The 12,215-nt window shown below is 70.0% G+C and carries 11 protein-coding genes; 3 read left to right on the top strand and 8 right to left on the bottom strand.

Annotation, left to right across the window (positions count from 1 at the left end):
* Nucleotides 1–70: 70 nt before the first annotated feature.
* The gene (locus tag NCG93_RS14075; protein ID WP_194412043.1) at nt 71–610 is read right to left on the bottom strand and encodes a universal stress protein; all 540 of its coding nucleotides are present in this window, start codon (nt 608–610) and stop codon (nt 71–73) included.
* 168 nt (nt 611–778) lie between these two features.
* On the opposite strand from NCG93_RS14075, the gene NCG93_RS14070 reads away from it, so the two are divergent.
* Entirely contained in the window at nt 779–976 is a 198-nt protein-coding gene (locus NCG93_RS14070) for a DUF3073 domain-containing protein (protein WP_194412044.1), read from the top strand.
* Between the two features lie 103 nt (nt 977–1,079).
* Here NCG93_RS14070 and NCG93_RS14065 read toward each other — a convergent pair whose 3' ends face one another.
* From NCG93_RS14065 to NCG93_RS14055, 3 genes are all read right to left on the bottom strand, one after another.
* The gene (locus tag NCG93_RS14065) at nt 1,080–1,466 is read right to left on the bottom strand and encodes a TIGR02611 family protein (protein WP_252787559.1); all 387 of its coding nucleotides are present in this window, start codon (nt 1,464–1,466) and stop codon (nt 1,080–1,082) included.
* A gap of 52 nt (nt 1,467–1,518) precedes the next feature.
* Nucleotides 1,519–2,775 carry an MFS transporter gene (locus tag NCG93_RS14060; protein WP_194412045.1) on the bottom strand — a complete coding sequence of 419 codons (1,257 nt, stop codon included), beginning with the start codon at nt 2,773–2,775 and terminating at the stop codon, nt 1,519–1,521.
* Between the two features lie 351 nt (nt 2,776–3,126).
* Nucleotides 3,127–3,849: an SDR family oxidoreductase gene (locus NCG93_RS14055; protein WP_194412046.1), complete on the bottom strand. Its 723-nt coding sequence runs from the start codon at nt 3,847–3,849 to the stop codon at nt 3,127–3,129.
* Between the two features lie 149 nt (nt 3,850–3,998).
* On the opposite strand from NCG93_RS14055, the gene NCG93_RS14050 reads away from it, so the two are divergent.
* Nucleotides 3,999–4,601 carry a TetR/AcrR family transcriptional regulator gene (locus tag NCG93_RS14050; protein ID WP_194412047.1) on the top strand — a complete coding sequence of 201 codons (603 nt, stop codon included), beginning with the start codon at nt 3,999–4,001 and terminating at the stop codon, nt 4,599–4,601.
* A gap of 39 nt (nt 4,602–4,640) precedes the next feature.
* On the opposite strand, the gene purF is transcribed toward NCG93_RS14050, so the two are convergent.
* Together purF and purM are read right to left on the bottom strand one after the other, a co-directional pair.
* Nucleotides 4,641–6,101 (bottom strand): amidophosphoribosyltransferase, encoded by a 1,461-nt coding sequence (gene purF / locus NCG93_RS14045; protein WP_194412048.1) that lies wholly within the window; start codon nt 6,099–6,101, stop codon nt 4,641–4,643.
* 70 nt (nt 6,102–6,171) lie between these two features.
* Nucleotides 6,172–7,338 carry a phosphoribosylformylglycinamidine cyclo-ligase gene (gene purM / locus NCG93_RS14040; RefSeq protein WP_308212174.1) on the bottom strand — a complete coding sequence of 389 codons (1,167 nt, stop codon included), beginning with the start codon at nt 7,336–7,338 and terminating at the stop codon, nt 6,172–6,174.
* Nucleotides 7,339–7,485: 147 nt separating this feature from the next.
* On the opposite strand from purM, the gene NCG93_RS14035 reads away from it, so the two are divergent.
* Nucleotides 7,486–8,097 (top strand): zinc-binding alcohol dehydrogenase, encoded by a 612-nt coding sequence (locus tag NCG93_RS14035; protein ID WP_194412049.1) that lies wholly within the window; start codon nt 7,486–7,488, stop codon nt 8,095–8,097.
* A 9-nt stretch (nt 8,098–8,106) separates the two neighbouring features.
* Here NCG93_RS14035 and NCG93_RS14030 read toward each other — a convergent pair whose 3' ends face one another.
* Together NCG93_RS14030 and NCG93_RS14025 are read right to left on the bottom strand one after the other, a co-directional pair.
* The gene (locus tag NCG93_RS14030; RefSeq protein ID WP_194412050.1) at nt 8,107–8,460 is read right to left on the bottom strand and encodes a potassium transporter Trk; all 354 of its coding nucleotides are present in this window, start codon (nt 8,458–8,460) and stop codon (nt 8,107–8,109) included.
* 99 nt (nt 8,461–8,559) lie between these two features.
* Nucleotides 8,560–12,075 (bottom strand): HtaA domain-containing protein, encoded by a 3,516-nt coding sequence (locus tag NCG93_RS14025; RefSeq protein WP_194412051.1) that lies wholly within the window; start codon nt 12,073–12,075, stop codon nt 8,560–8,562.
* Nucleotides 12,076–12,215 lie beyond the last annotated feature (140 nt).

Here is a 12,215-nt window from a genome sequence, read left to right as displayed (position 1 = left end):
ACAGGCTCCTCGAAGCACCAGGGTGGTCCCGCCGTCGGCGGGACCACCCTTGTGCGTCTGCGTCGACCGCTCAGGCGGGCCAGATCTCCTCGTCGTCGGGCACCGGCTCGCCGAGAGGCACGATCAGGATGGGCCGGTGCTGCCGGTGCGCCAGGCGCGCGCCGACCGACCCGGTGAAGAACTCGCGGACCGACTCGCCGAAACCGCGCTTGCGGGTGCCGACGACGATCAGCCGCGCGTCGATCTGATCCGCGAAGTTCTTGATCGCCATGGCGGGATCGCCGACCAGTTGGCGCACGGTCCAGTGCGGCCCTGCTGCTTCGAGAACGGATGCCGCAGCATCCTGCACCTTCGCCAGCTCGCCCTCGCCTGCGGCGATGTTGATGTCGATCGGCGCCGAGTGCACGTACCCGTCGGGGTCCTCGTAAGTGACGAAACGGGTGACATCGACGTGGACCACGACCAGCGGCACCTGAAGCAGCTTCGCGTAGCGTGCGGCCTCCTTCAGGACCCGCGGCGACTGGTCGGGGATCACTCCCGCGATGACCGCACCGTGCAGGCTCTCGTCGGTCGTCGCATCGCCTTGCGGCTCGGATGCCTCATCGGTCATATGTCCGCACTCCTCCTACGCCGGTGGGGCCGCAGCCGCCGGGTTACCGGGGCTCCGTGTTATCCTGAATGCTACTCTTACCGGTTCGAAGCCGGATTCGTGAATGCCCGGGTTTGCGAGGCTCAGAGCCCGCAGAATAGCCCGCGACCTTAAATGAGGGGGTCTCGCATGGGGCGTGGCCGTCAGAAGGCGAAGCACACCAAGATCGCCCGTGAGCTGAAGTACGACACGTACAACGTGAACTACTCGGCACTCGAGCGCGAGCTCGGTCACCATGACGACGAGTTCGTCGACAAGTGGGCCGACCAGTACAACGACGAAGACGAGGACGAGACCTCGCCCGTCTCGTCGTCGTCGCAGGCGTAGGCTCCTTCGTCGCCGCACCCTCACCCCGCATTCGTGCGCGGGTGCGGGGTGCGTAGCGCGCCCGCATACCGGCATCGCCGTGGCGGTCCCGGTCCGCGCGTCGCTAGGCCGTGTCGCCTGCGCGCGCGGCGCGCCGTGCTCGCCACCACGCCCAGAAACGGTCGAGCATGCGCTTGAGCGCCGCGGCCGTCCGCCGCGCCCAGTGGAACTCGGTGCCGAGCACGGTGAGCCCGAGGAAGACCACCAGCCAGCCTGGCCCCGGCAGCGGAACGAGCAGCAGCCCGCCCACCGCGAGGACGCCGCCGACCGTGCCGACCCCGAACCGATAGGCGCGGTTGAGGCGTGGATGCCCGTCGATCCAGGCGCGCGCACGGCGCAGCATCCGCCGAATCGGGCGGTGGGGCACCTCCGCAGCGGCGATGTCGGTGCGCACGCGGGTCTCGAGAGACGCAGGCGTCACGGGGGTCTCGGCAGGATCGGCAGTGGTCACGTCCGGGACCGTAACACGATATATCGCGAACCGTCTGTGAGCTTCGGATGCCTCACCAGGCGCCGTGTCGCCGCTCCCAGTCGTCCTCGACGGTGTGCGGCTGCGCCGCCACGACGCCGGCGGGAATCGCGGCGGCCACCACGGCGGCGAGCACGATGAGCGGAGCCGTCCACGAATCGGTGGCGTCGTGGAGGAGCCCGATGCCGACGGGGAAGAGGGCGGCGATGGCATAGCCGCCGCTCTGCACGAACCCGCTCAGCGCCACCGCGCCCTCGTGCGTGCGGGTCCGCAGCCCCAGGAGCACCAGGATCATCGGGAAGAGCAGCGGCGCGAGTCCGAAGAGCGCGACCCACAGCCACGGCGCGATGGTCGGAACGAAGAGCAGCCCCGCGATACCGGCCAGCCCCGTACCCACGGCGACGCCGAACAGCACCCGCGTCGCGTTGGCGCGCGTGACGAGCAGCGGCACGGCCAACGATGCCGGCAGTCCCATGAAGCCGAACAGCGCCAGCAGCACGCCGGCCACGGCGGGCGTCACGCCCGCGATGTCGACGAGGATCGTCGGCAGCCACGCGAACGCGGTGTAGGCGAGGGTGCTCGACACGGCGAAGCCGACCAGCAGCGCCCACGCGATCGGAAGCCGCCACATGCGGCCGAAGGCGCGTGGACTCGGCTGCTCGATGTCGTCGTCCGACGCTGCTGCCGCTGCGGCACGGCTCTTCTCGACGCCCGCCTGGCGCACGGCCAGTCCGATCCACGGCACGGTGGCCACCAGCGCGAAGACGGCCCAGAGCCCCAGCGAGACGTGCCAGTCCGAGGCATCCGCCACCGGCACCGCCACGAGCGGCGGCAGGAAGGTCGCGAGTGCCATCGTCGTCGAGAACACCGTCGTCATCAGACCGACGCGGTCCGGGAAGTACCGCTTGACGAGCGGCGGCAGCAGGATGTTGCCCACCCCGACCGCGGCGAAGATCAGGGCCGTGCCGGCGAGCAGAACCCCGTCGCCCGGTGCAAGGCTGCGGACGATGAGGCCGATCGCCACGATCACCATCGCCACGACCGCCAGTCGTTCCAGGCCGAATCGACGTTCGAGGGCCGGCGTGAGCAGGCCGAACACCGCGTAACAGACCGGTGGTGCGGTGCCGATGAGGCCGATCACCGCGGCCGGCACGTCGAAGTCGACCGCGATGTGGTCGTACAGCGGCGACAGCGACGCGACTGCCGAACGCAGCGAGAAGGCGAACAGCACGATGCCTACGAGGGCGAGCGCTCGGACCTGCCAGAGAGGTCGGGACGAGGAGGAGCTCACCTATCAACCCTAGGTGGCCGGGCGAGACACCGGTTCGTCAGCGGGGTCAGGCATCCGGCTGGCGGCACATTCCCCAGCCGTTGACATAGGTCAGGGCAGTAGCGACGTCGTGGGCGTGGATGCGGACACCCGGGACCCCATCGCGCTCGCTTCAGTCCTCTCGATGACTCAGGAAGCCCGGGTCATCCTGCCCAATGATCGGGAGTGAACGCCACGCGGCGCGGGAGCAGACAACGAACATCGAGGGCGGCAGCGCGCGCCGCGGCCCTCGATGTCGTCTGCGGGTTGGGTGCCGCATACCTCAGCTCGGAACGGGTTCTCCGCCGATCCCGACCCGAACCGCGGCGGTCATCACGGACGCCCGATGCTCAGGGCCGTCAGCTCGGGGTAGAGCGCCTCGACCGGGCCGCTCAGCGCCTCCTTCGCGTGAGCCGAGATGCCGTCCGCGACGATCTCGTAAGCCCCGGCCCCCACGCCGTCGTAGACCTGGGCGACGAGCTCCTCGGGGAGCATCTTCGGTCCGTCGACATGTGCCGCCATGCCGGTGTCGACGTAGCCCATGTGCACGCCGATCACGTGGACCCCCACGGCCGCGAGCTCGACCCGCAGTGAGTTCGTGGCGGACCAGAGGGCGGCTTTCGATGCGCTGTAGCTCCCGCCCATGGCGTACCAGCTGGCCACCGAGTGCACATCCACCAGGACGGATCCGGGTCGTGCGGCGAGGATCGCTGCGAAGGCGCGGGCCACGAAGACAGGCCCGAAGAAGTTCGTCTCCATCGTGGCGCGGATGTCGTCGGGGCTGGCAGTGAGCAGGCTCGCCGTGGCGGGAAGAGCACCGGCGTTGTTGACGAGCACCGTCACGTCACGGGCGGCCTCCGCTGCGGCGTGAATGGAGGCCGCGTCGGTGACGTCGAGCGCGAGGGGCACGACCCGGTCGTCGTCCCACGCGCGCGGGTTGCGAGCCGTCGCGTAGACCTTGCTCGCCCCCCGAGCCAGCGCGTCATGGACGAACTGCGTCCCGATCCCGCCGTTGGCTCCGGTGACGAGCACGACGGCTCCGTTGAGTGAGGGCATGTGAGCATTCCTTTGTCTGCTGAGCGAGATCGGCACCGAGGTGGTGCGGAACGTCCGTGGAAGAATGGATAGAGAGCATCCGAGTCCACACATTTCTGACTACAATCAGAACTGAAGTCAGTCAGCGTTTATTCCGGGAGGATCACGTCATGGCCATCGACACTCCCCCGGTCGGTCGACGGGAGCGCAACAAGCAGGACAAGCTTCAGCGCATCACCGCCGCGGCTCGAGAGCTCTTCCTGGAGCACGGCGTGGACGACGTCACGACGCAGCAGATCGCCGACAAGGCCGACATCGGCACGGGCACGCTGTTCCTGTATGCCAAGAACAAGGGCGAGCTGCTCCTGCTCGTGCAGAACTCCAGCTACGTCGACGCCCTCGCGGAGGGCAGGGCCGAGGCCGAGCGCGTCGCTGATCCGCTCGAGGCCGTCATCGCGATCATCCGGGCAGTCGTCGAGTGCAATCGCGTGCAGGTCGACAACGGGCGCACGTACCTGCGGGAGATCGTGTTCGGCGACCCCGAAGAGCCCCACCACCGCGAGGCGCTCGCTCTTACCGTGCAGACCGAAGACGCGGTCGCGAGCGTGCTGCAGCGCGGTGGGCGCACGAGTCCCGAAGACGCTGCCACGCTCGCACACGTGGTCTCGGCCATCATGTTCGTCGGCATGGCCGCCACCGTCAACATCGCCCTCACGGTCGACGAGATCGTGGACGACATCCGCCGTCAGGTGCGGGTGCTCCTCCCGCGCTGACCCGAGGCCACGCCCGCGGTCAGGGCTCGCGGGGCAGCGTCAGCTCTCCTGCGAGCCCTCGACCCAGGCGAGGTACTCGTCGGTGACGGTGCCGGTGATGTAGCGGCCGTCGAAGCAGCTCATGTCGAGGTCCTCGACGTCCGAACCCTCGAGGATCGCCGCCTTCAGGTCGTCGACCTCCTGGTACACGACGAAGTCGGCTCCCAGCTCCTGCGCGATCTCGGGGATCGTGCGCCCGTGGGCGACCAGCTCCTGACGCGAGGGCATGTTGATGCCGTACACGTGCGGGTAACGCACAGGCGGCGCCGCCGAGGCGAACGTGACGCTCTTGGCCCCGGCATCCCGTGCCATCTGGATGATCTCCTTCGACGTCGTGCCGCGCACGATGGAGTCATCGATGAGCAGGACGTTCTTGCCCTTGAACTCGCTCGACATCGCGTTGAGCTTCTGGCGCACGCTGCGCTTGCGCGCCGCCTGGCCCGGCATGATGAACGTGCGGCCGACGTAGCGGTTCTTGTAGAAGCCCTCGCGGTACTCCACACCGAGTTTGCGGGCCACCTGCATGGCGGCGGGTCGCGACGAGTCGGGGATGGGCATGACCACGTCGATCGCCTCGCGCGGGGTGAACTTCGCGATGGTGTCGGCGAGCCGGTCGCCCATGCGCAGGCGCGCCTCATAGACCGAGATGCCGTTCATGACCGAGTCGGGCCGCGCGAGATACACGTACTCGAACGAGCACGGCACGAGCTTCGGGTCGGTCGCGCACTGCTGGGTGTGCAGGTTGCCTTCGAGGTCGATGAACACCGCCTCGCCCGGATCGACGTCGCGGACGATCTCGAACTCGCCGTTCTCGAGCACCAGCGACTCGCTCGTGACGACCCACTCGTAGTGGCCGTCCTCGTGCTTGCGCGTGCCGAGGATGAGCGGACGGATGCCGAACGGGTCGCGGAACGCCAGCAGACCGTAGCCCGCGATCAGGGCGATGGCCGCGTACGAGCCTTCGACGCGGTCGTGCACGCGGCTCACGGCCTGGAACACCTGGGTGGGGTCGAGCTCGAGCCCCGAGATCGACGCCTGCAGTTCGTTCGCCAGCACGTTGACGAGCAGCTCGGTGTCGGACGACGTGTTGAGGTGACGGCGGTCCTTGTGGAACAGCTCCTCGGTGAGCTCCCGCGTGTTCGTGAGGTTGCCGTTGTGCACGAGCACGATGCCGTAGGGCGCGTTCACGTAGAAGGGCTGGGCCTCCTCCTCGTTGGACGCGGTGCCCTTCGTGGCGTAGCGCACGTGGCCGAGCCCGATCTCGCCGAGCAGCGCCCGCATGTCACGGGTGCGGAAGGACTCGCGCACCTGGCCACGGGTCTTGTGCTGGTGCACGACCCCGTTGCGCTCGGCGGTCGCGATGCCGGTGGAGTCCTGACCGCGGTGCTGCAGCAGCAGAAGCGCGTCGTAGATCTCCTGGTTCGCAGACCCACGGCCCACCACTCCGACGATTCCGCACATGGGTGTCGCTTGCTCCGTCTTGTCGTTCAGCCGGCGTGTCGTTCAGCCGGGTTTGTGTCGTTCCGGCGGCTCAGTGAGCCGGGTGGTCTGCAGGTGCTGCGTCGTCGGCGTAGGAGCCGACGAGGCGCACGGCGCCGCCGTCGACGCCCTTGGCGCCCTGCTCCCAGTGCCCCTCCGGGCGCTCGCCGTCGCGCACGACACCCACCTGCCAGGTTGCGATGCCCTCCTGGGAGAGGGCGGATGCCGCGGCCTCCGCCTTGTCGGCCGCCACGACGGCGAGGAACCCGATGCCCAGGTTCCAGGTGCCTTCGGTGGAGGTGAGGTCGAGGTCGCCGAGGTCCGCCAGCACACGGAACACCGGCGACGGCGACCATGTCGAACGGTCGAGCTCGGCCCACGTGCCCTGCGGCAGTACGCGTGCCAGATTGGCCGCGATGCCGCCGCCGGTCACGTGGCTGAGCGCGTGCACCCGGTCGCCGTGGTCGGCGATGAGACGCAGGAGCGGACGCGTGTAGAGGCGCGTCGGCTCGAGCAGAGCCTCGCCCCACGTCGCCCCGAGGTCGGCGGACTTGTCGCCGTACTGGATGCCGGCGCCGGCGACGATGTGGCGCACGAGCGAGTAGCCGTTGGAGTGCAGGCCCGAGCTGGCCAGCGCCAGCACGACATCGCCGCTGCGCACCCGGTCGGGGCCGAGCACGCGGTCGGCCTCGACCACGCCGGTCGCGGCCCCCGCGACGTCGTAGTCGTTGATTCCCAGCAGGCCGGGGTGCTCGGCGGTCTCGCCGCCGACGAGCGCCGTGCCGGTCTCGGCACAGCCGGCCGCGATGCCGCGGACGATGTCGGCGATGCGCTCGGGGAACACCTTGCCGCAGGCGATGTAGTCGGTCATGAACAGCGGCTTCGCGCCGACCACGACGATGTCGTCGACGACCATGCCGACGAGGTCCTGGCCGATCGTGTCGTGCTTGTCGATGGCCTGTGCGATGGCGACCTTCGTGCCCACGCCGTCGGTGCTGGTGGCCAGCAGCGGCTTGTCGTAGGCCTTGAACGCGCTCGCGTCGAAGAGCCCGGCGAATCCGCCGACGCCCCCGAGCACCTCGGGGCCCTGCGTGCGGCGCACCGCCGACTTCATCAGCTCGACGGCGAGGTCGCCGGCGGCGGTGTCGACGCCGGCAGCCGTGTACGGGTTCACGGGCTGTGCGGGGCGGGAGGGGGCATCGCGTTCGGATGAGGCCACGGTCACCAGCCTACCGGCGACGCACCTGGACGGACGCCGGGTGACGACGCCGCCCGCGCCCGCTCGCCGCCACGGATGTGGGAACCCGGGGCACCGGGATGCCGCGCAACGGGGCGGGAGTCGCAGGCCGGATCTAGAATGGACGGCATGGGCGGCGCCGGTGCACCGGAGTGGCTGATCCGCGAAGACGCCGGTCAGCCGGTGCTTCTTGCGCTCTATCTGCGTCAGGTACTCGGCATCCGCTCACCGGATGAGCTGCCGCACCTGCGCGGGATCCCGCCGCGGGCCAACGACCGGTCGGAAGAGGCGCAGGCGACGCTCGAACGGCAGTGGCGCCAGTACTGGGCGATGACGGTCGAGCCGCAGGCGCATCCGTCAGAGGTTCCCCTCGATCTGGTCGACGGATTCGACACCGTGCTCGCGCTGCCCGTCGAGGGCTGCGACGAGCTGCGATCCGCCTTCATCCCGCATGCGACCGAGGCTCTCGCGTACGCGCGGGAGGCCCACGCGCGGTACCGCAAGGAGGCCTCGCACAGCACCGGCACGTCGTATCGCGCGTATGCCGGCGCGATCGCGGAGCACGAGCGGCAGGTCGGGCGGCGGGCGCACTCGTTCGAGCTCAACGTGCAGGTGCTGCCGCTGAATCAGCGCGGCGTGTGGTGGATCGGATCCCTCACGGTCGCCGTCACCGACGGACTGCGCGGAGACGTCGCGGCCTTCGACACCGCCATCCACCCGATCATCGCCGAGCTGGCGTAGCGCGCGGCGTCAGTGCGCGGAGCCGTGACCGTTCGATCCCGGCTCCGGATCGACGTGCACCGACGAGTGGCCGACGGCGATGTCGTGTGTATGACGCCGGGAGCGACGGTCGAAGATCAGCGCGACGATGGCGCCGAGCGCCAGGCCGATGGTGCCGCAGATCAGCGCGAGGAAGCCGAACACCTGGGCCTGCGAGTACTCGACGCCGGTGTTGGGGCTCGCCTCGGCGGTGCCGTTGAAGGCGAACGTGAGGATCATCGCGACGAGCACGCCGAGCAGGGCGCCGAGGATGAGGAACACCGAGATCTTCGGCGCACGTCGCACGCGCGCGGTCTCGATGTGGTCCTGGCTGTGCTCGGGCATGCATCCATTGTCCCACTCGACGCCCCGGATCGCGCCGCGAACGAGAAAGGGACGGCGCCCGCGGAAGCCACGCGGGCGCCGTCCCCTTGACGGCCGACCTCACGCGGCCGTCTGGTCTCCACTGCCGCCGGCCGTCGCACGGCGGCGGGTGACCACGATCCAGACCACGGCGCCGATGGCGAGGGCCACGGCAATGCCCCCGACCGCCCACGGCCACACCGGCGCCCGCGCCTGTTCGACGGAGATCGCCTCGGCCTGGGTGGCCTCCGTCACCTCGGCGACCGGAGTCTCGGCTTCGACGGCGACCGGCGCGACGGCGCAGTCCGCCGTCACGGGAAGCACGGCTGACACGGCGTCGAGCTCATCGCCCGCCGCGTAGGTGCCGAACGCGGCGGCGCCCGCCTCTGTCAGCGTCGCGGGGAGGGCGTCGAGCACGAGCCCATCGTCGGTCACCTCGAGGTCGGGGACGGCGAACTCGGCGAACCGGACGCCGGCCGCGGTGACCGGCTCACCGGCCTGCGTCGTGCCGCTGACGTCGAACACGAGGTAGCCGGTTTCTCCCGCGAGCTCGACCCGCGCGTTGGCCAGCGTCGTGTCGAGCGCGCCCTCGTGTCCTGTGAAGCGGATGCTGCCCCCGTAGGTCACGAGGCCGGTGCGGGCCGCGGCATCCATCGTCCCCGTGCCGGCGTTCCAGACGTATTCGGGGTACTCGTACGCGACGTCGGCGAGCTCCCAGCCGCCCGCCGCGATGCCCTCGATGTACGTGCGGAAGCTCTCCTTGAAGCCCCAGCGGAGGGAGGCCGCATCGACGACGCACCCCGCATCCGTCGCCGCCCGCGCGAGGGTGAAGCGGATGCCGCGGTCCACGGACCCCTGGAAGGTCAGCGTGTGCTCGCCAGCGGGCAGGGTCGCCGGCAGTGAGCCGGTCCACGTGGCGGTGCCGGAGGCGTCCGCCGTGACCTCGCCGAGGAGCGTAGGCGTCGAGTACACCACGACCTGGATGCCCTCCTCGTTCGCGGCGAAGCCCGATGCGGACACCGTGACCGGCTGGCCTTTCTGGAGGGCAGTGAGCGTGTCATCGTCCAACTCGATGCCCGCGGAGGCGGGCGGAGTCGCAGGAAGCGCGGTCGTGCGCGTCGTGGCGGAGGCCGTCGCGACGGTGCCGGTGGATCCGGCGGGCGCGGCCGCGGGGGCGCCGATGGTGAACGTCAGCGGGTCGAGCTGCGTCGTATAGCCCTGGAACACCTGGCTGCGACCGGACGCGGTGAGGGCGGCGGGCACACGCGAGTACGTGACGACGCCGTTGGCCGTGGTGCGCACGGCAGCGGCGAGGTCGAGCGTCGCGAAGGCGACCTGCGAGCCGCCGCTGGTGACGGACAGCGTGGCGGCGTCCGCCGACGTGACGCGCACCTGCGGGTTAGCGATGGTGACGTCGAGCAGTCCGGCATGGCCGGTGAAGCGCACCGAGCCGTTGTACGAGACGGTTCCGGTGCCCGTTGCCGCGTCGTAGGTGCTGCCGGTCGCCTGGCCGAACTGGAACACCCCGCCGGCGCGCGTCGCGCCGCCCGTCACCACGATCGATCCGTGCGCCGCGCCCTCGGTGATGTAGTCGGCGAAGCTCGACGAGATCGCCCAGGAGAGCGAGCCCCCGCCCTGCGCCGCAGGCGGCGGGGTCACGGGCGTCGCCGGATCGACCGGCGGCTCAGGATCGGTCGGAGGGGTGACGTCGGGGAAGAGGCTCTTCCAGTGGTCGGCGGTGAACGGCACACCGGCACGGGCGTAGATCGTCTCGGCTGTCGGATTCGAGTGCTGTCGCCACACGAGGACCTCGTACTCCTTGGTCCGATCGAGCCTCGCGGTCGGCGCCACGACCGTGAAGTCCGTGTTCCCGTCCGAGACCGCGGGGAACGGCAGCGCGAACGCCGTATAGCCGCCCGCCGCCGTGACCTGCGACTCGGTGCCCTTCTCGATGACAGCCGCATACGCGCCGGCGACGTCGCCGAGCCCGCTGCCGACGACGCGGATCTTCGCGCCGACGGTGGCCGCGGCATCCGTCACCGTCACGTCGAGCGAGGCGACGGGCTCGGGGTCGGCGAACGAGAGGGGCACGAAACGCTCGTTCGCGGGCTGGACCCAGTTCGAGTGCGAGCCGAGGGTGAACACCGCGAGCGTGCCGCCCTCGAACTTCTTCGCGTCGAGCTTCGCCTTGTCGACCGTGACCGTCCAGGAGAAGGATCCCGAGCCGTCGGGGGCGACCGAGAACGCGGGCTGACCGGGGTAACCGGAGCCGACGAGCGCAGCGAAGGCGCTGGACCGGTTCGAGGCGCGGGTGTCGGATGCCGAGAGCGGCGTCCACGCACCCTCGATGATCCAGCCGATCTGCGCGTAGATGCCGCCGGGGTTGATCTCGTACCCGGTTCCCGTGACGGTGATGCTCTCTCCGGCCGGGTCGAGGCCGTCGGTCTTCGAGACCGACAGCGTGGCGACCGGCTTCGGTGCGGCGAACGTCAGCGACACCTTCGCGTCCTGGGAGCGGTCGTTCATCGCCGTGTGGTTCGCCAGGGTGTAGACGGCAGTCGAGCCGGTCTTCGGCGCGACCCGGAACTCGGTCGTGAACGAGCCGTCGGCGCCGAATGTCACCTGCGTCGGTGTCGTCGGGGTGCTCGTGACCTGCTTGGCCCCGACCGTGCAGCCGGCCGAGATGAACGAGAACGAGAGCTCTGCCAGCGGGATGTCGGTGCAGATGGCGAGATAGATGGGCTGATCCGGGTTGTATCCCGTGCCGGTCACCGTGATGGTCTCCCCCGCGGGGTCCAGGCCGGTCGACTTCGACAGCACGAGCTTCGGCTGCGGCGCGGTCGGTACGGCGGTGATCTCGTACGGCACGACAGCCGACGTGGACCCGACGAAGGCCGCGGGGTCGTCCGGCGTGAACACGGCCTTCAGCAGGGCCGTGCCGGCGGTCGGGATGCTGATGGTGAGCGTGCCGCCGACCGGCGAGGTGCCGAGCGGCGTCTCGCCGTCGAAGTACGTGATGGTTCCGGATGCCGCAGGCTCGACGTCGGCGCGGATCGTGAAGCTCGCGCCGGCCGGGCTCGATCCGTCGGGATCGACGGTCAGCGTCGTTGCCGTCGCGACGGCGGGGAGCGCCTCCCACGCGAGCGGGGTCGTGGTGTTCTGACTCGGATCGGCGAAGCCCTGTCCGTGCGCCTTCGAGGTGTAGATCGCGTACTGCGCGCCTTCGGTGTGGGCGGGGACCGCGACCTGCACACTGAAGGTGCCGTCCACGCTCATCGGGGCCGTGCGGCCCATGCCGGAGGAGCCGTCCGCATTGCCCGGCGCGATCCACACGACCTCGGTGATCTGCGACGAGCCGGCGTAGAAGCCGGCGAGCCCCGCCGGCCCGATCCCGAGGTAGATGCCCGGTGCGGTGCCGGCGAAGCCGGTTCCCGTGACGGTGATCGTGCCCCCGTCGCGGGGAAGCGGCGGCGCTGACAGGGCAGGCCCGGCGGCGAAGGCCGGGACGGCGGTGAGGGCTCCTGCGATGACGAGCAGGAAGGCGAGGAGGGCGGCCAGGGGCGCCCGGCTGCGCTCGAGGAACGGCTGCGTGTTCACGGTGTCTCCGGCGCCGGATCGCCGAAGCGCACCGGCGCATCAGTGCGATTCGGGTTGGTCACTTAGGTTTGGCTAACCTAATATCGACTCGAACGTATGGCACTTTCACAGCCGACGTCAAGCCTAAGGTAAGGCTCACC

Source organism: Microbacterium yannicii, assembly GCF_024055635.1.
GTDB lineage: Bacteria > Actinomycetota > Actinomycetes > Actinomycetales > Microbacteriaceae > Microbacterium > Microbacterium yannicii.
The sequence above is the reverse complement of the archived record's forward strand: the minus strand, read 5'-3'. Positions and strand labels throughout refer to the sequence as shown.